Genomic DNA, 21,347 nt, shown 5'->3' with positions numbered 1-21,347 from the left:
TGATAAAAGGCTGAAGTCTTTTATTGTTTTATTATCAGGAGGAACTAATGGATATAATTAATGGAATGATTGATACATATGCCGCGTTTTTCGATTGGGATATGTGGGTGCAAGTATTAACTGACCCTGTCAGTTGGGGTTTAATCGGTACGCTTGTCATACTTGAGGGACTGTTATCAGCAGATAATGCTCTTGTTTTGGCCGTCATGGTTAAACATTTACCTGAAAAACAACGTAAAAAAGCTTTATTTTACGGACTTCTTGGGGCTTATATCTTCCGCTTCATCGCAATTGGGATTGGTGTTTTCCTCATCAAATTGTGGTGGGTCAAGGTATTAGGTGCAGCTTACCTCGCGTGGTTATCGATTAAATACTTTATCGATAAGTCGAAAAAGTCGGGTGATGACGATGAAATCAAGGGAATGAACACAAGCGGTATTCTAATCCGTCTTTTCGGTACATTCTGGGGAACAATCGTTGCTGTTGAGATTATGGATATCGCCTTTTCAGTAGATAGTGTCCTTGCTGCTTTCGGTGTCAGTGAAGAAATCTGGGTACTTCTTCTTGGAGGAATGTTCGGTATCTTGATGATGCGTGGAATAGCCGGCGTATTTTTGAAGTTAATCGACAAAGTGCCAGAACTTGAAACGACAGCATATGTGCTAATCATGTTAATAGCAATTAAGATGGGATTGAGCGTTGTTGGTTTCCATGTCTCCCACTATGCATTCTTTGGCATCATAATCATTACATTCCTTGCTACATTTGTAGTTCATAACATGAACAAAAAGAAAATGGCTTAATACAAAGAAAAAAAGAAGGCTAGCCCCTTCTTTTTTCTTTTACCCTAAATTGATCAATAAATAAGGTTGGTGCCCAGATTGAAGTATTTTAACGACTTAGCAGCTATAGGAATAGAAGATTTATTTTATAGGAAGCCGGTGACGGTTACGAAGCATACCAATAAACAACGGCTGTCATACAGTCTGGGTGCTTTATTGTATATGCCAGCAACGAGGGAGGATATAGCCGATCTCATTATTACGAACAAATTTAAGGAGCTTGTTACAGTAGCCATCTGTCTGGAAGATGCAATAGGGGATCATGAAGTTGAACAGGCAGAAAACAAGCTGATTATTCATATGCAACAAATCAGCGCAGCAATTCAGGACGGTCGACTTACAGAAGAAACGACTCCGCTCATTTTTGTCCGGGTGAGAAGTGCGAAACAGATGGTGGTCATAGGGGAGCGGCTCGGTGATTCGCTGAAGAACCTTGTTGGCTTTGTATTTCCTAAATTTTCATCGGATAATGCGGAAGACTACTTATCTGGTCTGAAACTGTTGAATGTGCAAGCGAATACGGTTCTATATGGTATGCCGATTCTTGAATCGCCGAATGTCCTTTACAAGGAGCGTCGATTGAACGAGTTGCTTAGTTTGAAGGAGATAGTCGATCGTTATGCTGATTTCATCCTGAATATCCGTATCGGGGCCACCGATTTATGTGGGCTTTATGGGTTAAGGAGGGATAGTGAGACGACTGTTTATGAGATTTCTATTGTTAATGAGCTAATCACGGATGTCGTCAATATATTCGCCAGACAACATGATGGCTTTGTCGTTTCAGGCCCGGTCTGGGAACATTTCTCGTCAAATGGACGTATTTTAAAACCGCAGTTGCGTGAGACACCGTTTCAAGAGCATTTAGGTTCGGAGGGTCTTCTTCTTAGAAAAGAATTGATTCGAAAAGATTTTGATGGGTTAATACAGGAAACGTTGTTGGACAGAGCGAACGGATTAGTCGGGAAAACAATCATTCACCCGTCCCATCTTTTGCCTATCCAAGCCTTGCATGTTGTTACGAAGGAAGAATATGTGGATGCGCTTAGTATATTCCAGCAAGCTACTGGTGAAAAAGGTGTATTCAAAAGTGAATTTATGAACAAAATGAATGAGATTAAGCCCCATTTATACTGGGCTCAAAAAGTGTTAATCAAGTCTGATATATACGGGGTGTACAATGAAAATATCACATTCATCGATTTATTATCCGAGTAAGTATACGCATGAAGTTTGCGAGTCTATGAAAGTACATGTACAAATCAAACAAAATCCATACGGACTCCCAGCGGAATCTTTATATGAGATGGCTGCGCGGATTAACAAAAAACGATCTTTTTTGTTTGTCAGTAAAGTGCTTGGGAAGCATATCCCACTACCTCCTCAAGCACCGATGATTGCATCGACGCTGTTGGCTTCGATTTATTATGAAGGAAAAACAGCTAAACAAATGCCTGGAAAAGAACTACTAATCGAAGCGATTAAGGATGGCTCAACTAAGAACTTGCAAGCTGCCTATTCGGTTGTGAAAAATCTAAGCTGTCAACTTGATGAGCCGGTTGTTTTCATAGGTTTTGCGGAAACTGCGACGGCTCTCGGTCATGGTGTTTTTGACTGTTTTTCGGACGCCACCTATATTCATTCGACAAGAGAAATACTTGCGGATCAAGAGGTGACGCTCTACTTTGAAGAAGAACATTCCCACGCTACAGATCAGCGTTGCTATGCCCCTGAGCAGTATTTAAATAATGATAAACCGATTTGTCTCGTGGACGATGAAATTACCACAGGAAATACAGCCTTGAATATCATTGCTTCTATTCAGAAGCGTTTTCCGCGTAAAGAATACTCAATTTTATCCCTTCTGGACTGGCGGAGTGAAGAAGATCAGCAGCGATTGAAGGAATTTGAGAAATCGCATGATGTTTGCATCACGACTTATGCTTTATTGACGGGAACGATTCAAGTCGAAGGAACACCTGGTCTAACTGAAAGTACCAATGTTGTTGGTGAATCGGTTGTTGGAGTTCCTGATTTTGAGAGAATCAGTCTGCAGTCGCTGCCAGTCCCTCTCCCTCACTATAAATATTCATCAATTGATTCCTTTGGATTTAAAGGCGGTTCATATTATTCGGCTCTGACTGGACGATTTGGCATTTCATCGGATAACAAACAAGATGTTGAGGCATATTGTCAGAGTGCAGGAGAATATTTGAGGAAGCATCGAACAGGAAAAAGGACGTTATGTCTTGGTACGGGTGAATTCATGCATATTCCTATGAAAACTGCTGTTTACATGGGGGAGGGCGTATCTTATCATTCAACAACGAGAAGTCCGATATTCCCGATAGACCGGGAAGGGTACCCCATAAAAAACCGATTGGCTTTTGAAAGTCCTGAAGATCCAGCAACTATGAATTATGCATATAATGTATCCAACATGAAATACGATGAGGTTTTCTTGTTCTTTGAACGTCCAATGGATGAGAAGAGGCTTGAACCGCTATTACGCCAGTTCAAGGGATTACCTGCAATTCATATTGTGGACTTCACTTGAAAGGTGTGATTAGAAGATGGAACAAAAGATGCAGATACTGACAGGGAGTTATTCTTCTGAAGATGTTGTTTTTCTATTGAAAGATCTTTCGAATGTGAATCTCGAGAGAAGTTTGGATGAACGGGAAGAGGCTATTCAAAGTGGAGTCCATTATTCGGAAATGCTACCGGTTGAATATGAGCCGACCGAAGCCTATTTAAATTTGTTTTACGAGACGCTTCATACTTCGAAGCGAAAAGTGGCTACTGGGGTCGGTACAGTTTCGGAACTCCTCATTGAGAAGAAAGGGAAAGAACTTGTTCTTGTTTCCCTTGCGAGAGGCGGGACGCCGATCGGTATCTTGATGAAGCGTTACATTAAAGTAGTATATGGAGTGGATTTACCCCATTACAGCATATCAATCATGCGAGGACGTGGTATTGATGAAAATGCGTTGCTATATATTACAAGTCAACATCCGGATAAGCATATCGTCTTTGTAGACGGTTGGACTGGTAAAGGTGCGATTTCTAAAGAGCTGACACGGTCAGTGGAAGCATTCAAAGAAAAACATGGAATCATGCTTGACGATGAACTTGTTGTCTTGGCTGATCCGGGTCACTGTTCCTCTTTATACGGGACGCGGGAAGACTATCTTATTCCGAGTGCATGTTTAAATTCTACGGTATCAGGCCTAATCAGTCGTACAGTTCTGAACAGCCGCTGGATCGGGGAGACGGATTTCCACGGAGCGAAGGTCTATTCGGAACTTAGAGATAAAGATGTATCGAATTATCATATTGATGTTATTACTGCAGAATTTGAAGCAATAGCGTTGTTAATTAAAGAGTCGAAAGCAGCTTTAGAGAAAACAGATATGACCCCGACTTGGAGGGGAATGCAAACAATCGCATTGATTCAGGAGCACTACGGAATTGAAAATGTGAATCTCATCAAACCGGGTGTTGGAGAGACGACGCGAGTTTTATTACGTCGGCTACCATGGAAAATATTAGTCAAGGATTTGAATGACACTCGACTTAAACACATTTTTCAATTAGCAAGAGAAAGGGATGTCCCTGTGGAGGTTTTTGAACAGATGACTTATACTTGTTGTGGACTTATCAAACCGTTGGAGAAAAAATTATGATGTTTGCAAGTGATTTAGACGGAACACTTGTTTATTCTCATCGGCGCCTTGCCGAAGAGACTTTGAATGTATCTATCCGTAATGTCGAAGTATTTAACGGAAGAGAAATTTCATTCATGACGGAAAAAGCAATTGCACTATTACGTGATCTATCTAATGAGATGATGTTTGTTCCTGTAACGACAAGGACTGTTGAACAATACAATCGTATCTCACTTTTTCGTGAAGAAATTCGTCCTACATATGTAATTACTTCTAATGGCGGCGTTGTGCACAAGAATGGAAAAGTAGATATGCACTGGCAGGACTATATCCGTACTAAAATAAATAGAAGTGTAGCTTCAGTAAAAGATGTGAAGCGTAGAATAGAAGAAATTGCAGGTGCATCACAGTTAGAATCGATTCGAGTAGTAGATGAGTTTTTTGTTTACTTAATTATAAAACCTCCGCTTTCTCCTGAACGATTCAAGGATTATACACGGTTGGCAGCTGAGATTGGTTGGGTCTTTTCAGTTCAGGGCAGAAAGGTTTACTTCATTCCATCGTTCATTAATAAATGGGATGCGGTTGACTATGTCTCGAAAAAAGAGGGAAAGAAGACGGTCTATACGGCGGGCGATTCCAATCTTGACGTCTGCTTGATTCAACAGGCAGAGTTCGGTTTGATACCACGGCACGGGGAAGCGGCGGTTAATTTTGGTCATCTGGGACTGACACAAAAAACAGGAATTTTGGCATCGGAGGAAATCATTGAAACAATTCTTTCGAAGCGGCTCCAATTAATCCCTGGAATCCGTTGACAGATCGGACTAAGCCCCTTCCATTTGTACATAAAATAGGTGATTGGGGGGAGTTAAGGTGATTAGGAAACTGATAGTTAATAAGGTTGAATATTCTAATTGGATGATCGAACTGAGTAGGCCGATTTCCGCCCGTCCTGATTATCGATTGGAACAAGACACTACACAATACAATCACATAGCTGCGCGTATTGTCGGAGCGGGTTTCGATGAAACAGAATATATGATTGAACTTTACACAGCGAGCCAGGCACCCGGTGTTCATGTGTTATCTGAAACACTTGATAAGACGATGCCGCCGGACCGCTTTCAATCAATCCAACGTATTTATGATCTTATTCAGGAAAAACCTAATTTGTCGATTAATCGGTTTGTTGCCTTTTTAGAAGGTGCGCAACTACTTCCGAAATATAGCGAAGATCATGATTTCAATAGGTTAATCCGGTCAGCACTCATTGATGTGTTTGAACGATTCAAGGAAAATCATGCCGGTGCATTTCACCATCCGGAATTTCGGCGTGTTTTTGTGGATATTATTAAATGGACGTGGAATCATATCGATCCGTGGGTGAAAGGAACACCTATTGAAAAGGATATTCCACACATCATCTGGTATGGTGATATGAACAAAAGTCAGATGTACTTTCTGTTCTACGTTATCTTGCTGGGAATGGATGTTGTCATTCTTCATCCGGAAGGGAAAGACGATTTTAAAGAAATTGATCCCGAAAACAAATGGTCCGTATTGGCAGAATATCCGACCACGATGAAGATCCAACCCTTCCCGCAAGAAAAACCGAAACGGCAAGGGACAGTCGCATATCGTGCTTCGAAAGAAATCGATCATGTGCTTCACCACGAAGGTTCCGCCTATTATAAGCCATGGCAGTTCCGCAATCATTTTCCCATATCAGTTACATTAAAAACGACATATGATGAGATTTTCCTATTGGCGAAAGAAAGGGCCTTTATACGGCCCAACTTCTCTGCAAGTGGGGATGAAGTGAGGATTCCAGCACTTTTCGCGAAAGTTTCCGGAGTTTCAGTAAACCGAAAAGAGTATTGGGAAAAAATGCATAGGCTTACTAGCCAACCGAATTGTCTAACAGTGAAAAATTTCCCATTCGTACAGGAGATTAAGGCAAACAACCAATATCATTATCAGCATGCACTTGGCAAAGACGGTCGTTTGGTGCCTGAAAAAATGATGCAGGGAAACTGGTGGCAGTATGGGCAACTACATGATGGTGCTCAAAAAGGGCTTGCGGCGGCTATTTCACGGATTTGCGCCAATCCAAAAATGAAAGCACTACCGGGTGAAACGCCGGAACAACTTTCTCTCTACCTGTTCACTCAGGCAACTTCCATTCCGGAAGAATTGATCAATCTTTTGCAGACGTTCGATTATGCACAGGAAATTCCGAAAGTCATCTTATATAACAATGAAATCAATGGTATTTTGTCAAGGGCAGATGCAGCATTGCTGTTACTGTTGAATGAAATTGGACTTGATATTATCTTATACAATCCACCCGGTCACAATGATTTAGAGCACTTTATAGGGAAAGAGTATTTTGATCATCATATGTTGGAAGATATGGTGTTCGAACTATCCTTTCAAGAGAACAAAAAGGATGCATCAATTGTAAGCGGTTTTTTAAATCGACTTTTTAACGGAAGGGATTGATTGTCATGGAAGAAACAAAGAATTATGAAGTGGAAGTACTGACGGAAAATAAAGCGGAAGCACTACGCTTACAGTTACGACAGGATCCAGAGGTCCAAAACTTAGTCCGTTCAATCGATACAAGAAATCAGACTGGATTATTAGAATTCGGGAAAGAACCAGCCGTTGAAATTTCCACTTTTGCTGATCGCATATTGGCTTCCATGCGTTCTTCGAGTGTAACTGATTCAGGCGTGATGTTGAAACAACTTGGGAAGACGATGGATAAATTCGATAAAAACGACTTTGATGAACCAAAAGGTTTATTTGCAAAAATATTTAAACGTGGGGATAAGTTAGTTGAAAAAGTGTTTGGCAAATACCAAACACTTGGCAAGGAAATTGAAGGAATACACATCGAGATTTCAAAGTATAAGGACGAAATGATTCGTTCAACAAACAATATGGATGAAATGTATGACCAAAACTATAACTATTACATGGCACTTGAAAAATATGTTGTGGCCGGACAGATTAAAGCGGAAGAGTTGCGAGCGCTCGTTCCAGGTCTCGAACAAAGATCAGCGGGCGGCGATCAATTAGCTCAGATGGAACTGGATACTATGAGTAACGCGATTCAGTCACTGGAAGAACGGGTGTATGATCTAGAAATGGCGAGAATGGTTGCATTGCAGACAGCGCCTCAACTCCGAGTTCTGCAACGCGGAAACACGAAACTTATTGGGAAGATAAATTCGGCATTCATTACGACGATTCCAATATTTAAAAACGGCATCATCCAAGCGGTTGCTGCGAAACGTCAAAAACTTGTAGCGGATTCTATGGATGAACTTGATAAGAGGACCAATGAAATGCTATTAAAAAACTCGCAGAATATCGCTAGACAAAGTGTGGAAATCGCTCGTACAGCGGGTGGCCCGAGTATTAAAATTGAAACGATTGAAGAAAGTTGGAGCACAATTGTGAAAGGGCTCGAGGAAACGAGAGCTATTGAAGATGAAAACAAACGTACAAGAGAAGACGGCATGAAACGGATTGCACAGCTACAGGACAGCATGAAAAATTTCGGTAGGTGAATGGAGGAGCCGGCATGATCGAACTGAAGAAAAAAGGACAGTCCATCAATTTATCCAAAAAAGGAAATGATGTTGGTGAGATTCTGGTCAACCTGAACTGGAATCAAAGTTCCAAAGCGGTAAAAAGTGGCGGATTCCTATCCTCGTTGTTTGGTGGCGGACAAAAAAACTTCGATTTAGATCTTGGATGCCTGTATGAATTGAATTCGGGAGAAAAGGGCTGTGTTCAAGCGCTTGGAAACGCATTCGGCTCGTTGAAAGATTTTCCTTATATTCAGCTTGATCACGACGATCGTACGGGGGCTTCCACAGCCGGAGAAAATTTACGTATCAATGGTTCGCGCATTAAGGATATTAAACGTGTGCTTGTGTATGCATTCATTTATGAGGGCGCGGCTAATTGGTCAGAAGCGGGCGGCATCGTCAAGTTGACATACGGCGGTGGAGAAGATATTGTCGTTAAACTTGATGAGCATCGCAACGGACAAATCATGTGTGCAATCGCAATGATTGAAAATGTACAAAACGAGACATTCAGTGTCAAAAGACTTGTCGACTATTTTCCGGGACACGCCAAAATGGACCAGGCGTATGGTTGGGGAATGAGTTGGCAAGCCGGTTCGAAGTAAATTCGATATTTATTAAAAATGACTAGACATCAATTGATGTCTAGTCATTTTTAATAGTTGCAATTCACTATTGCGAAATTATTTAACTTGATCGCCCTCACGTCTAAAGAATCCGTAAACACCAGCAGTTTGAACAATATTCGTAAATGCGTTTGGATCTATTTCGCTAATTATCTTTTCTAAGTCATATAATTCATAACGAGTGATTACGAGATAAAGCATATGTTTATCTTCTTTCGAATACGCGCCTTTTGCGGGTAGAATCGTTATGCCGCGTACCATTTTTTGATGAATCGCTTGCTGCAATTCGTCTGCCTTTTGTGTAACAATCATGGCGGTTACTTTTTCGTGACGCGTATGGAGTGCGTCAATTACGACTGTTGTTACATACAAAGCTAACATCGTATACAACGCATTTTCCGGTTCATTTAGAAAGCCTGCCAAGACGATTATCACACCATTCAGCAATAAAAAGTATGTCCCGATTGGCTTATCTTGTAAGCGTGAAAGGACCATAGCGATAATATCCATTCCTCCAGTAGAAGCCCCTAGTTTCATTGAAATTCCAACGCCCACTCCCGCAATGACACCGCCAAACACTGCATTTAGAATAATATCGTCTGACACAGATATGACGGGTAAGAGCTCTAAGAAAATCGTAACAAAAATAACAGAAACAATGCTATAAATGGTAAAGCCTTTGCCTACTTTGTACCAACCTAATATAAAGACCGGAATATTAAATAGTAACAATAGAATACCGGTACTAACTTCAATGCCTAAGAAATCATTAAATACACTAGATGTAAGCTGCGCAGCGCCTGCAAATCCACTTGCATAGACATTTGCATTGATTAAAAAGAAATTAAGAGAGATTGCAAGTAACAAGGAACCAAAGATGACGACAATAATACGTTTTGCTTCTAAGAAAAACATAGCAACCTCCTGTTAGGTGAAATGAAGATGAAATAATGTATAGACCTCTTATTGTAACGAACCTGGTATTGAAATGGTACCCTTAATCGTTAAATGAAATTCCTTCGGGTGGAAATTTATATTTTACAGAATGAAAAAGAACCAAGAGAATCCTTTTAGTCCGGATTCTCTTGGTTCTAACTGTATGGTGATATTTTGTCCAAGACGAAGATGACTTAACTGCCAACCGTAGATACTTAGGTCAAGCAACATCCAAGCAACCCGGCAGCATTTTTTTGCTGTCACAATATCTTACTTGGTATATAGTTGTTGACGATCGTGACGCGTATTCGTTTTTGTCCATATAGGCCAATTAGAGCAAAAAGCTCCTGGCGAGAATATCTTTGCTCAAATGGTTACAAGTCCTTCCGTAGGGCTGCTTGCAACCGCGTAATCGCGCTCGGGCGTTCAGCCCGACTTCTTAGCCCAGTCGTCCTGCATCGATAGCCAGCTTCATCGCAAATGCCATTTTAATCGGAACTCCAGCTTCAGGCGCAAACTCCTAGGCCCACACGAAGTGGGTCATGCAGCTGTTGCGACAGGACGTCGCGAACTTAGGCTTGCCTTCCACCAATGCTTTTCGGAGCTGAGCGGCGCCTTGCGCTTTTCTTGATGTCTAGCTTCAGCGCCTAGTCCCTCGAGTCGCTTCAGTCCTTAAGTTAAAGGCAAAGTGCGCCTTTATCTTAAGGCCCTCCAGCGCTTGTCGGGTCTATCAAGGCTCTTACGCTTTTCTTGATGTCTAGGCTTCAGGCGCCAACTCCTCGGGTCATAAGTCGTTTTACTGTGAGGGCAGAAGAGCGCCCTCTTCGTAAACCGTCTTATGCCTGTCGGAGCTGGGCGGCGCCTTACGCTTTTCTTGATGTCTAGCTTCAGGCGCCAGCTCCTAGGCCCACACGAAGTGGGTCATGCAGCTGTTGCGACAGGACGTCGCGAACTTAGGCTGCCTTCCTCCAGCGCTTTTCGGGTCTATGCGGCGCCTTACGCTTTTCTTGATACAAAAAGACCACTTTCCGGGTGTGGAAAGTGGTCTGATGATGGTGTTAGAATGCATTGATAGGAAGACACGCTACTTCCCTACTCAGGTACAACCTGTTTAAGGAATAAGGGTAGCGGAGTGGAACTCGTTACTCAGTCCTTTTAAAGGATTCCCCTAATGGTCGAATATGGTATGAAGTTGTTAATCTACTAGTAGCATGTCATTGAAATGAATGAAAGAGTGAACAGCTGCACTTAGTCTTCTAAGTGGACGTTATGATGCACTTGTTGAACATCTTCTAAATCATCTAGTACATCAATCATTTTCTCGAATTGTACAAGTGCTTCTGGAGAAAGGGTCAAGTCATTTTGTGCAAGCATCGTTATTTCAGCAACGGTGAATTTTGTAATGCCGGCACTCTTTAAAACTTCTTGAACGGCATGGAACTGGTCAGGTTCTGCATAGATGATGACCGATTCTTCTTCATCTAGAATATCACGTACTTCGACGTCCGCATCCATTAACAGTTCAAGTACGTCGTCGGCAGTCATGCCTTCAATTCCGATAACTGCAGTAGCGTCGAACATATAAGAAACGGAACCGCTGACGCCCATATTACCGCCATTTTTGCCGAATGCAGCACGTACTTCTGATGCAGTACGATTGACGTTATTTGTCAGTGTATCGACAATAACCATCGAGCCATTTGGTCCAAATCCTTCATAGCGAAGCTCGGTAAAGTTTTCTTCTGAGCCGCCTTTTGCTTTTTCAATCGCGCGGTCAATAATCGCTTTCGGTACACTATATGTTTTTGCGCGTTCTACAACAAATTTTAGTGCCTGATTCAATTCAGGATCAGGCTCGCCTTGTTTGGCCACGACATAAATTTCACGTCCGAATTTCGCGTAAATACGACTCGTATCCGCATCTCTTGACGCTTTCTTCTCTTTAATATTATTCCATTTACGGCCCATGAAGTTCCACTCACTTTCGAATGTGCATAGATTTACTAAAATAAGTATACAACAAGTGTATGCAACTAGACGAGTGGGAAATTAATAAAATGGGCTAATAGGTTTTATAAGTGAGAAAAATTTTACATACTGTCGCTCAGTTTTCCATCTGATGTATAATTTGTCCGCTATCGTAAAGTTTTTGTCGTGTCAGGAAGAACATTTTTCGATATTTAAGAAAAACTCTTTTTCTTATGACGATTCTCAATTATACTAAGGTGTACGTTCATCCTACTATAGAAGGGAACAGACACATGGAACTCATATATAAAGGGAAGACGAAAGATGTTTACAAGTTGGACGGCAGCAATGTACTACTGAAATTTAAAGATGATGTAACTGGAGAAGACGGGGTTTTCGATCCTGGCGCGAACACAGTCGGCTTAACGATTGAAGGTGCAGGGCAATCCGGACTTCGGATGACGAAATACTTCTTTGAAAAGATGGCGGATAAAGACATTCCGACTCATTATGTAGATGCTAATATTGATGAAGTAACGATGACGGTACGATCAGCAAAAGTGTTTGGCAAAGGACTTGAAGTGATTTGCAGATACCGTGCAGTCGGAAGTTTCTTGCGCAGATACGGCGCTTATTGCGAAGAAGGACAACCTTTGGACGCTTTCGTAGAAGTCACGCTTAAAGATGATGACCGCCTAGATCCGCCGATTAACAAGGATGGACTTGCGCAACTCGGTCTATTGACGACAGATGAATACGTTACACTTGAAGCATTGACGAAAGAAATTTCAGGTGTAGTTAAAGCTGAACTTGCAGCAAAAGGTCTTGACTTGTATGATATTAAACTTGAGTTTGGACGCGATAGCGAAACAGGTAACATCCTACTGATCGACGAAATTTCTGGGGGTAATATGCGCGTCTATAAAGATGGTACATATATTGCACCAATGGATCTTGAAAAGTTGGTACTTGCATAAATAGAAAAACCCGTTGTTAATTCCATGAAAGTGGAGTTGACAGCGGGTTTTATTGATTATTTTTTCGGGTTTTGAAAGAGTTTCCTGGTGAGGGGTTTTTATCCTGTTTTAACCTGTTATAGATGAAAAGAAAAGATAGGAAAATAATTCTACGTTTTATACATATTAAACTGAATTAGAGCCATCCTCCTTATTGAAGAAATAATGAGGAGGAATTATATTGAAACAAAAAATTGTATTGTCCATCATGTTGTCAGCGCTTTTAATTGCCGGTGGTTGTGGAAAGAATGTTGAAAAATTACCGGTCGCTGGGGAAAGTGTCCAATCGGTGACGTCGCCGATTTTGAACACCAAAGGGGATAAAATTGGTGAAGTCAAACTTGTTGATGGAATAGACGGTGTAACGATCAACATTGAGGCAGAAGGGTTGACGCCTGGCAAACATGGTATTCATATTCATGAAAAGGCTGTGTGTACAGCACCAGATTTTAAATCTACAGGAGCTCATTTCAATCCAGGGCATAAAGAACACGGATTTGATAATCCAAAAGGGTTTCATTTAGGTGACTTACCGAACCTCGAAGTTGATGCTGAAGGTAAAGTCAGTGCCGAAGTGACAACTGCCTTAGTCACGTTAAAGCTAGGCGTAGAAAACTCCCTTCTCGATGCTGACGGCAGTTCGATTGTTATTCACGAAAAAGTAGATGACTACAAAACGGATCCAGCGGGTGATTCAGGTGATCGTATTGCCTGTGCGGTTGTAAAAAGTGGTTCTTAAACGGATATAAGCGGAGTCTGACAGATCATATAAGCTGTCTGACCAATCATAAGAGGATTCCTCCCGATCATATAAGCCGTCTAACCAATCATAAGCGGATTCCTCCCGATCATATAAGCCGTCTAACCGATCATAAGCGGATTCCGCACAATCATATAAGCTGTCTGACTGATCATATCTGATGCCCAACAGATCACACAGTCAGCTCACCGCAGCCTATTTTAACAAAAAGTTCTCCGTATAATAAGGTTGCAATTTTTCATTGAACGAAACGCCCGTACCGAGGTGGCTGTAAGTATCTAGCAAAATATTCTCGCGATGCCCCTCGGAATTCATAAGCCCTTCATGTGCAAAAATGCTACTTGATTGGCCATACGCCAGGTTTTCACCTGCTCCCCGAAAACTGACACCGTCATCTTTCATCCGGTCGAACGGGGACTTTCCTTGTTTGTTTTCATGGCTGAAATAATCATTGTCTGCCATGTCTGCACTGTGTTTGCGTGCTGTCACTGCTACGTTTGACTCCCATTTAAGAATGGAAAGTCCGTGACGAACGCGTGCAGCATTCGTTAAGTCGAAAAGTTGTTGTTCAAATCCGTTACGTAATTGTGTATCACCGCCGGCATAGATGCCGGTTTTTTTCTTTTCCAATGAATCGTTAATAAGCTGGATGGCCGTTACTTGATCATTTTGATGCAAATCATAAAAAACATAAGTATAGGTGTCGCCTGATTTAAAGACGTCGAAACCTTCACTTTCTTGGAGCATGAAAATGTTCAAACCTTTTCGGATTTCTGTAATCGGTTCGCCAAATGTTTCGCGCACTGTAGATTTTAGAGAACCGTATTTGATGCCAGCGGTTGATGAAATAAGATCGTCATTTGTGTAAATGGCATTCACAGTTCGTTTTTCATCGAATGAAACCATGACAAAGTTTTGATAGTGGTCGTGATAGGTGAACCATTCGGTACCGTATTCGTTCATAGAATTACTCATTGGTTCTCCAAGCTCAGCTGTCACTTTTTCTTCTGGACTCCCGAGTTCGATGTTGTGAATGGAAATCTGTGTTTTCTCGGGTTTTTCCAACACCGGTTTTTCTGCGATCGGGATAGATTCTTCTACTTCAGAAGTTTTGGAAACCAGGTAAAACACAGCTTTATCCGTGATTTCACTAATGTAGTGAATCACTGTATTCAGCGAATCTGTCTTCAAAAGGGCATCGACTTTTTCATCGATGGGTTCCAGAAATGAGATATCGACATATTGTGAGACTGGTTTTTCCCAGTATGGTTTTGTGATATAAATTGCAGTAATGAAAAGGATGAAAAGAAATAATCGTTTCATGGAATCGCCTCCTACTTACTATTGTAACCCCCTAGAGCTAGTTGAATACAGTACGAAGCTATTTTGTGTGACTGTGATAAACAGGATTCACTCCATTTCCAGTACTCATCGAAAAGCTGTATACTAATAGAACAACAGATGATCGGGGTTTTCAATGTATGACTATATCGAAAAAAATGTTCAATGCACAAGTGATGGAAAGTAATTCACATTTATTCAGATGCCCAATTTGCGCGTCTGAAATGGTTATGGAGGACAAGTCACGGCTCGTTTGCACAGATAATCACTCATTCGATTTATCGAAAAATGGCTATGTTAACTTGGCTCCGCAAGCACATGTGACAAAGTATGATAAATCGCTGTTTGAAGCACGAAAAACGGTAATGAGCAGCGGGTTTTTCAATCAAGTTCTTGAGTTTATGACTCATAAAGTCCATGTGCATATAGAAGGGCGAGAGCAGGCTTTCATCCTGGATGCGGGTTGTGGGGAAGGCACGCACTTGTCGGCAATTCTTTCACAACTGCCTGGCAAAACAACTGGAGTTGGCATAGATCTCGCGAAAGAGGGAATCACTGCGGCAGCGAAAGAGTATCCAGGTTCCATTTGGAGTGTCGCGGACCTTGCGAACTGCCCATTTCAGGAAAGCCAATTCGACGTTATTTTAAATATTTTATCGCCTGCAAATTACGCAGAGTTTACGCGTCTTCTGAAACCGGACGGATTGTTTGTGAAAGCAGTTCCGGAAAGTGGTTATCTAAAGGAGTTACGAGCTATCTTTTATGACGATGAAGAACGAATAGACGATACGGATCACGTCGCACGCTTTGCACAACACTACGATGCTGTCACGACGGAACGGATTACGTATGTATTTCCATTATCGCCCGGGCTTCTTGCACCGCTTATTCGAATGACGCCACTCACGTGGGGTGCTAGTGAGGAGAAAATTGAAGAAGCATTAGCGATGGATATACAGAATATCACAATCGACTTTACCGTTATTTCAGGCGTTAAGAGGGTTTAATAGAGATGGAAAGGGGCGAGAAAGATGTTTGGTGGATTTAGCAGTGTTCCGAACTGGTTTTATGTTCTCGCGATTGCGGTCATTGTTTTGTTTATTATTATAACGGAATGGAAGACACGTAAATAAGGGGGGCCTCGAAGTGACGAAGAAGAAGGTAAACAAACGACAGAAACCGAAATTGTCAGTTGAGCATAGGGTGATGAGGGTTGAAGAGGTATTGGACAATGAAGGATACGTTCAAAAAGTACGAATTGACGGCGGCTTCATGACGGGGGCGGAAGGCGAGCGATTAACCTTCGATGACGTTGTATTTAAAGATGTATCATTTGCCGGAGCTGATTTTGTAGGTGCCGAATTCGTGGATGTTGTATTTGACACATGCGATTTTTCCAACGTTAATTTCCAAAGTGCTATGTTCCATAGATGTGAAATCATTAATTCAAAATTGACTGGTGCGGATTTTGCGAACGCGAAAGTGGGACATGCGCTAATTAAGGAATGTGACGGACGCTATATTAACTTCAGCTTTTCCAACATGAAGGAAGTAGAGTTTGCCGAGTGTAATTTAACGGACGGTGATATCTACGAGAGCTCATTTAATAATGTGCAATTTAAGTTATGCAAGCTGGATAATATCAATTTTACTGAAACGAACTTGAACGGCGTTGACTTGTCGGACAGTACATATGACCGGATTGAAGTTACACTGCCGAAAATTGCTGGCTGCATTGTGTCAAAAGAACAGGCAATTGGCTTTGCGCGTGTGTTGGGATTATCCGTGAAAGAAGAATAATGGTATACTAAAATGAAATCAGAGTGGAAAAGAGTGGACATACATGTTGACATTTGAAGAGAAACAACTAATTATCGAAACAATTCCCGAACTGACACGTAAAGACGTGTCAATGAAACGGGTCAACTATCATTATGAAGAAAGCTTATACGAAAAAACTGTCGTCGTTCAGCACCTTCACCCAAATGGTAATGGATTTGTCTACGTAGCAGGAATTCGTGGTTATGACGCAGATGAACGAGGTCTCGTCAATATCCGTGAAGCTTCAGAAGAGGAACTGCGGAAAATAATTGCAGATTCTATCAAGGCTTTATCTGAAGGAGCACCTGAACCGCAGGCTGTTGTGCAAAAATTTGTGAACAATGAGGGCGAAGAACTGATCCTTATGGAAGAGCAAGGGTTCTGGAATTTATATCACGGCTTGAATCTGGAAGAAAGTTTCGGTGATTATAACGAAGCAGACGTCTATTTGATTGAAGAGGAATTCACAAGAGTTGAAGACGAGAGTGATGCTCGATGAAAGGCAAAACCCTCGTCATCGGCCTTGTCCTATTCGTACTATTAAGCATTGTAGCTGTTTATTTCGCGATGAAGGCAACAATTAATGATATGGAAAATGGGATGGCACCGCTTGTGACGGTTTTTGAAGTAATAGAAGGGAATTCCAGGGTAGTGTGAAAACACTGCTTTTTTTTATTGCCGAAATAGGCGTGATGAATGAATATTTTTAGGAGAAAGGTAACGACTTAAAATGATTGGACACTGGTTCTTCCGGATCATTTTCCTGATTTTACCGTTTTTCGTTATGTATTATCGACTGATTATGGTTAATGTAAGGTTGAGAGTTCATTAAAATGGAAATAGGGAGGGTGTTTAAAACATGAACTATAAGAAGATAATGTTCGTTTTTGGAGCAAGCGTACTTTTGCTGGCAGCATGCGCGGGTGAAGAGAAGGGGACTGAGGTCGAAATTGAAGAGGAAAAAAGTGATGCCACTAAATCTGATGAAGCAGAAGTAGAGTCAGCGACAGAAGTAGATGATGCATTGGAAGAATTGCGTACCGCATTAGAAGAACTAAAACCCAAAGAGGTAGCTGCTAACGGAGATGACTCAACCATACTTAATCCAAATATTGCCGAAATGACAGAAGGTGTTGTTGAAGTTCTCTATACAAATAAAGAGCCAAGCTATGCGCATGATATGGATGGATTTATCATAACAATTGATGAGTATCAGGTAACGAAAGTATCTGATGTCAACCGAGATTCCGAGTATTTATTTAAAGACAATGTAGAAGGCTATGTCGTTACAGCATTGGCAACATATGAAAATAAGCGGAGTAATCCCGTGTACTATACCGGGTTTGCATCGATTCTCATGGATGACCGCTTTGATGAAGTGAACGGGGATCGGTTCAAATTAGTACCGCGTGAAGATGTGTTGCAGTCGGATGATCCTGCCAGTGTAAATAAATATCCTGCCGGTTTCAAAAAACAGGGTTTCTTATCGTTTGTCATGACAAACGAACAATATGACAAATTAAAGGAGACGAAGCCAAAACTGATTATTGCAGGCGGTGCTTCCGAACGTGAAGACATGAGGGAAGCCTATATGGAAGAGGCTGTTTTTGATTTCATTTTTAATGAAGACAGTAAAGAGAAAACGGTATCAGGTCCAGATTATTACAGAGACGATTTGACGAATCAAAATATTGCCGACAAAAAGATGATTTTTGAGAAGAAAGATATTGGGCAAAAGTTGGACATTGAGGGCGTAGAAGTGACGCTGGAAGGCGTTCAATATACGGAAATTAGACCAACGGCAGAATATGCCGATACCTTCCGTAACTTTGCGGATGACGGGATTGTCGCTGTGACTGTCAAACTAAATGTTGACAATAAATCTGATGAGATAGTAAGGCTTGGCGGTATTCAATCCATTTTGAGTGTAGATGATGGTGAATTCCGATATTTAAACCAAGGATCACTAGAACCGGATATGTTGAAGACAATTGAACCAGGAAAATCTAGCGAGAAGTTACATGTATTCTTAATCGATAAGTACGAGTTCGATCGCCATGAAAATTTCGAGCTGATTTTTGGACCGTTCTCAGGAGATGACGGAAAGAAAATATTCAAAGGCCGCGATTTGTTGTTTAAATTACCTCGATAGTTGAAAAAAGCGCACTAGGGATTTTGTTGATCCCTAGTGCGCTTTTTCTAAAGCTAAGAAAGTATATGTTTTTTGACTTAGAATAGTGTCTAGCTCCAGCGGTCAGATGCTCGGGTCATAAGTCGAACCGGCTATGCGCAAGTGCACCGCTCCGCCGATCCGTCTTATGCCTGTCGCGGGCCTACAGGATGTAGGTCATGCAGCTGTTGCCACAGGAAGTGGCGTACTTAAGCTGCGTTCCTTTTAGGCGCCTTCCGCTTTTCTTAATGTCTAGCTCCAGCGGTCAGATGCTTGGGTCATAAGTCGAACCGGCTATGCGGTAAAGTGCACCGCTACGCCGATCCGTCTTATGCCTGTCGCATCTAGACGACCGCTTGCGCTTTTCTTAATGCCAATTCCCGGGCTTATAGGGCCCTTTTCTAAATGGCAGCCACCAGTTCCATTTGCCGAACAGTTTCATCAAGCTTGGAACGAGCAACAGGCGGATGATCGTTGCGTCAATGGCGACTGCAATGGCGATACCAACGCCGATCTGTTTTACTGGCATAACGTCCGTAAAGGCGAATGCCCCCGTTAGAACAATCATAATCAGTGCTGCAGAGGTGATGATCTTACTTGTAGTTGCAAGACCTTCAACAGTTGAGTGGTCGTTATCCAAAGTCTTCGCATACTCTTCCTGCATCCTCGAGATGAGGAATACTTCGTAGTCCATACTTAGTCCAAAGACAAGGCTAAAGACGATGACAGGGATGATTAGCGCGATTGTGCCCGCTTCCAATCCAAAATGTCCGTATTGGAAAATATAGACAAGAATACCGAATGTTGCAGTCAATCCGATGATGTTCATAAAAATCGCTTTAATCGGTATTAAAATAGATCTAAAAGCAATCATCAGGATGAAGAACGTAGAGACAAGGATTACTAAGAGAACGTACAAAACCTTATCCAGTATTTCATCGAAGATTTCCTGATTGAATTTTGGTTGCCCACCGATGGATAAGTTCCACTCCGTTTGCTTATCGGACCACTCGCGTGCCCAATCTTGTGCTGCATCTGAACTGCCACTCGCTCCCAATGTCAGAGGAATCATCAGCTTGTCGTCTTTCACAAACGTTTCAACAAGAGGTGAGAGTCTGGCGGCGATTTCAGGCGCAGTCATCGCTTGTTGCCATTGTTCGACGGAGTCGATATCACTTGCGGTGAAAATTGTCGTTACTTTATCAACAAGAGGATCGTTTGAAAGTTCTTTTTCAAGTGCTTTCATGGACTCGAGACCTTTTTCGTCCTCCCAGCCATTTGCACGTTCTGCTATGACATAGACAGCCGCCTCGTTGGCCAAACCAAACTCTTTATCAATCAATTCAAAAGCCTGACGTGTGTCATATGACTTTGGCAATGAATCGATTCCTGGAATTGTTAAATCCATATTTTTCACTGGAATAATTGCGACACCTAGTAGGATAAACGCAACGATTGTGATCATAACAGGACGCTTAATAACTGCTTTGGCAAATTTGCGCCAACCGTTCGCTTCGCCCGACTTTTCTTTCAATAGCTGCCATTTGTCAACCCGCTCACCAAGCACAATAAGCACGGAAGGTAACAAAGTTACAGATGCGAGAACAGCCATCGCCACGACGATCATTCCACCAATAGCGATGTTTTGAAAAATGTCGACTTGAATAAGCATCATGGCGCCGAGTCCGATGAACACACAGAAAGCGGAAAAGATGACAGATCTTCCTGCTGTTCGAATCGTAGTGGAGATAGCTTCTTGCATGTTGCTCTTTTTGCGTTCTTCACGATACCTGCTGATGAACAACAAAGCGAAGTCGATACTGAGCGCAAGTCCCAGCATAGGAATGATATTCAAGACAAAGATGGACAGGTCCATTTTTCCACCAAGAATCGCCAATACACCGAACGAGGATACGACGGTCACGATACCGATAATTAATGGTACGATTGAAGCGACAACAGTTCCGAAAGCGAACAGAAGTATAATAATCGCAATTGGTAACCCAATCGCCTCTGCAGTCATCAAGTCACGTTGGCTGGCAGTGTTAATATCCTTTGAAATAGCGGAAGCACCTGTAAGCGTGATTCCTTTTTCATTACCGACTGCCTCTCGTATATCTGTGACGATAGCAGACATATCTTTGTCTTTATTGTCAAAATGAAGAAGGGCATAAGAAACGCCTTCTTTGTGTTGTTTATCATTGTCCAGTGGTGATGCGATTTCTGAAGTGACCTTAAGTTTATCTACGTTAATGAGTGTAGACTCTATTTTGTCATCGGGCACATTATCAAAAACGAGGAACATGGTTTCTGCTGGCATGGCGAAGTCATCGGACACGATATCCATGACAGCGGCGTGTTCGCCATCCGTTTGGAAGCCGTCTCCTTCAAGAAGCCCTGGCAACTTGATTGCGAAGAACGTCAGTATGACGAAGATTGCAACCCAGGTAAAGATTATATATTTATGTGCACTTGTTACAAAACGCGCAAGTGTGCGCATACAATCATTCCTTCCTATGTGTAGATTGACTCTATTTATCTATAGTAACGGAAAATGATGGGAATGTCTTTTCTCGAAGTGGGTGGACGCTAAT

At 41.9% G+C, this 21,347-nt stretch carries 19 protein-coding genes; 15 read left to right on the top strand and 4 right to left on the bottom strand.

Annotated elements, in window-relative coordinates:
• The first annotated feature begins 47 nt into the window (after nt 1–47).
• The 8 genes from FQ087_RS16095 to FQ087_RS16060 all read left to right on the top strand — a co-directional run bounded on the left by FQ087_RS16095 (nt 48) and on the right by FQ087_RS16060 (nt 8,720).
• Nucleotides 48–803 (top strand): TerC family protein, encoded by a 756-nt coding sequence (locus FQ087_RS16095; protein WP_149581621.1) that lies wholly within the window; start codon nt 48–50, stop codon nt 801–803.
• 69 nt (nt 804–872) lie between these two features.
• Nucleotides 873–2,060: an HpcH/HpaI aldolase/citrate lyase family protein gene (locus tag FQ087_RS16090; protein WP_370456086.1), complete on the top strand. Its 1,188-nt coding sequence runs from the start codon at nt 873–875 to the stop codon at nt 2,058–2,060.
• Entirely contained in the window at nt 2,023–3,399 is a 1,377-nt protein-coding gene (locus tag FQ087_RS16085) for a phosphoribosyltransferase family protein (protein WP_149581619.1), read from the top strand. Before FQ087_RS16090 ends, FQ087_RS16085 begins: the two co-directional genes overlap by 38 nt.
• Before the next feature lie 16 nt (nt 3,400–3,415).
• Complete coding sequence (locus FQ087_RS16080) at nt 3,416–4,528, top strand: cysteine protease StiP family protein (RefSeq protein ID WP_149581618.1); 1,113 nt, start codon at nt 3,416–3,418, stop codon at nt 4,526–4,528.
• A complete protein-coding gene (locus FQ087_RS16075) occupies nt 4,525–5,328 on the top strand; it encodes an HAD family hydrolase (RefSeq protein ID WP_149581617.1) in 804 nt (267 codons plus the stop codon). Before FQ087_RS16080 ends, FQ087_RS16075 begins: the two co-directional genes overlap by 4 nt.
• A 58-nt stretch (nt 5,329–5,386) precedes the next feature.
• On the top strand, nt 5,387–7,015 hold the full coding sequence (locus FQ087_RS16070) for a YceG family protein (RefSeq protein WP_149581616.1): 1,629 nt from the start codon (nt 5,387–5,389) through the stop codon (nt 7,013–7,015).
• A 5-nt stretch (nt 7,016–7,020) separates the two neighbouring features.
• A complete protein-coding gene (locus FQ087_RS16065) occupies nt 7,021–8,091 on the top strand; it encodes a toxic anion resistance protein (protein WP_149581615.1) in 1,071 nt (356 codons plus the stop codon).
• A gap of 14 nt (nt 8,092–8,105) precedes the next feature.
• Nucleotides 8,106–8,720 (top strand): TerD family protein, encoded by a 615-nt coding sequence (locus FQ087_RS16060; protein ID WP_149581614.1) that lies wholly within the window; start codon nt 8,106–8,108, stop codon nt 8,718–8,720.
• Between the two features lie 78 nt (nt 8,721–8,798).
• Here FQ087_RS16060 and FQ087_RS16055 read toward each other — a convergent pair whose 3' ends face one another.
• Both FQ087_RS16055 and FQ087_RS16050 read right to left on the bottom strand, forming a co-directional pair.
• Nucleotides 8,799–9,656: a YitT family protein gene (locus tag FQ087_RS16055; RefSeq protein WP_149581613.1), complete on the bottom strand. Its 858-nt coding sequence runs from the start codon at nt 9,654–9,656 to the stop codon at nt 8,799–8,801.
• 1,269 nt (nt 9,657–10,925) lie between these two features.
• Nucleotides 10,926–11,645 (bottom strand): YebC/PmpR family DNA-binding transcriptional regulator, encoded by a 720-nt coding sequence (locus tag FQ087_RS16050; RefSeq protein ID WP_149581612.1) that lies wholly within the window; start codon nt 11,643–11,645, stop codon nt 10,926–10,928.
• Between the two features lie 293 nt (nt 11,646–11,938).
• Between FQ087_RS16050 and FQ087_RS16045 the strand changes: the two genes are divergently transcribed.
• Together FQ087_RS16045 and FQ087_RS16040 are read left to right on the top strand one after the other, a co-directional pair.
• Nucleotides 11,939–12,622: a phosphoribosylaminoimidazolesuccinocarboxamide synthase gene (locus tag FQ087_RS16045; protein ID WP_149581611.1), complete on the top strand. Its 684-nt coding sequence runs from the start codon at nt 11,939–11,941 to the stop codon at nt 12,620–12,622.
• Nucleotides 12,623–12,842: 220 nt separating this feature from the next.
• Nucleotides 12,843–13,400 (top strand): superoxide dismutase family protein, encoded by a 558-nt coding sequence (locus tag FQ087_RS16040; RefSeq protein ID WP_255452391.1) that lies wholly within the window; start codon nt 12,843–12,845, stop codon nt 13,398–13,400.
• A gap of 216 nt (nt 13,401–13,616) precedes the next feature.
• Here the strand turns inward: FQ087_RS16040 and FQ087_RS16035 are convergent, their stop codons facing one another.
• Nucleotides 13,617–14,744 carry a CAP domain-containing protein gene (locus FQ087_RS16035; protein ID WP_149581610.1) on the bottom strand — a complete coding sequence of 376 codons (1,128 nt, stop codon included), beginning with the start codon at nt 14,742–14,744 and terminating at the stop codon, nt 13,617–13,619.
• Nucleotides 14,745–14,902: 158 nt separating this feature from the next.
• Here FQ087_RS16035 and FQ087_RS16030 point away from each other — a divergent pair, with 158 nt between their 5' ends.
• The 5 genes from FQ087_RS16030 (at nt 14,903) to FQ087_RS16015 (ending at nt 18,735) form a co-directional block, all read left to right on the top strand.
• Nucleotides 14,903–15,769, top strand: coding sequence for a putative RNA methyltransferase (locus FQ087_RS16030; protein ID WP_149581609.1), 867 nt, complete (start codon nt 14,903–14,905; stop codon nt 15,767–15,769).
• A gap of 139 nt (nt 15,770–15,908) precedes the next feature.
• Nucleotides 15,909–16,562, top strand: coding sequence for a pentapeptide repeat-containing protein (locus tag FQ087_RS16025; RefSeq protein ID WP_149581608.1), 654 nt, complete (start codon nt 15,909–15,911; stop codon nt 16,560–16,562).
• 43 nt (nt 16,563–16,605) lie between these two features.
• Nucleotides 16,606–17,082, top strand: coding sequence for a hypothetical protein (locus FQ087_RS16020; protein ID WP_149581607.1), 477 nt, complete (start codon nt 16,606–16,608; stop codon nt 17,080–17,082).
• Complete coding sequence (locus FQ087_RS22520; RefSeq protein WP_188006784.1) at nt 17,079–17,240, top strand: hypothetical protein; 162 nt, start codon at nt 17,079–17,081, stop codon at nt 17,238–17,240. The genes FQ087_RS16020 and FQ087_RS22520 overlap by 4 nt, the downstream gene beginning before the upstream one ends.
• Nucleotides 17,241–17,442: 202 nt before the next feature.
• On the top strand, nt 17,443–18,735 hold the full coding sequence (locus tag FQ087_RS16015; RefSeq protein ID WP_149581606.1) for a DUF5068 domain-containing protein: 1,293 nt from the start codon (nt 17,443–17,445) through the stop codon (nt 18,733–18,735).
• Nucleotides 18,736–19,120: 385 nt separating this feature from the next.
• Here FQ087_RS16015 and FQ087_RS16010 read toward each other — a convergent pair whose 3' ends face one another.
• Nucleotides 19,121–21,253 (bottom strand): MMPL family transporter, encoded by a 2,133-nt coding sequence (locus tag FQ087_RS16010; protein ID WP_149581605.1) that lies wholly within the window; start codon nt 21,251–21,253, stop codon nt 19,121–19,123.
• Nucleotides 21,254–21,347 lie beyond the last annotated feature (94 nt).

It is taken from the genome of Sporosarcina sp. ANT_H38 (assembly GCF_008369195.1).
Classification (GTDB): Bacteria; Bacillota; Bacilli; order Bacillales_A; family Planococcaceae; genus Sporosarcina.
The sequence above is the reverse complement of the archived record's forward strand: the minus strand, read 5'-3'. Positions and strand labels throughout refer to the sequence as shown.

What these genes read in the sequence shown, in the direction of transcription:
- FQ087_RS16060 (WP_149581614.1), top strand. Translation starts at nt 8,106, where the DNA reads ATGATCGAACTGAAGAAAAAAGGACAGTCCATCAATTTATCCAAAAAA.
- FQ087_RS16055 (WP_149581613.1), bottom strand. Translation starts at nt 9,656, where the DNA reads ATGTTTTTCTTAGAAGCAAAACGTATTATTGTCGTCATCTTTGGTTCC.
- FQ087_RS16030 (WP_149581609.1), top strand. Translation starts at nt 14,903, where the DNA reads ATGACTATATCGAAAAAAATGTTCAATGCACAAGTGATGGAAAGTAAT.
- FQ087_RS16015 (WP_149581606.1), top strand. Translation starts at nt 17,443, where the DNA reads ATGAACTATAAGAAGATAATGTTCGTTTTTGGAGCAAGCGTACTTTTG.
- FQ087_RS16020 (WP_149581607.1), top strand. Translation starts at nt 16,606, where the DNA reads ATGTTGACATTTGAAGAGAAACAACTAATTATCGAAACAATTCCCGAA.
- FQ087_RS16065 (WP_149581615.1), top strand. Translation starts at nt 7,021, where the DNA reads ATGGAAGAAACAAAGAATTATGAAGTGGAAGTACTGACGGAAAATAAA.
- FQ087_RS16045 (WP_149581611.1), top strand. Translation starts at nt 11,939, where the DNA reads ATGGAACTCATATATAAAGGGAAGACGAAAGATGTTTACAAGTTGGAC.
- FQ087_RS16080 (WP_149581618.1), top strand. Translation starts at nt 3,416, where the DNA reads ATGGAACAAAAGATGCAGATACTGACAGGGAGTTATTCTTCTGAAGAT.
- FQ087_RS16095 (WP_149581621.1), top strand. Translation starts at nt 48, where the DNA reads ATGGATATAATTAATGGAATGATTGATACATATGCCGCGTTTTTCGAT.
- FQ087_RS16075 (WP_149581617.1), top strand. Translation starts at nt 4,525, where the DNA reads ATGATGTTTGCAAGTGATTTAGACGGAACACTTGTTTATTCTCATCGG.
- FQ087_RS16050 (WP_149581612.1), bottom strand. Translation starts at nt 11,645, where the DNA reads ATGGGCCGTAAATGGAATAATATTAAAGAGAAGAAAGCGTCAAGAGAT.
- FQ087_RS16085 (WP_149581619.1), top strand. Translation starts at nt 2,023, where the DNA reads ATGAAAATATCACATTCATCGATTTATTATCCGAGTAAGTATACGCAT.
- FQ087_RS16035 (WP_149581610.1), bottom strand. Translation starts at nt 14,744, where the DNA reads ATGAAACGATTATTTCTTTTCATCCTTTTCATTACTGCAATTTATATC.
- FQ087_RS16010 (WP_149581605.1), bottom strand. Translation starts at nt 21,253, where the DNA reads ATGCGCACACTTGCGCGTTTTGTAACAAGTGCACATAAATATATAATC.
- FQ087_RS22520 (WP_188006784.1), top strand. Translation starts at nt 17,079, where the DNA reads ATGAAAGGCAAAACCCTCGTCATCGGCCTTGTCCTATTCGTACTATTA.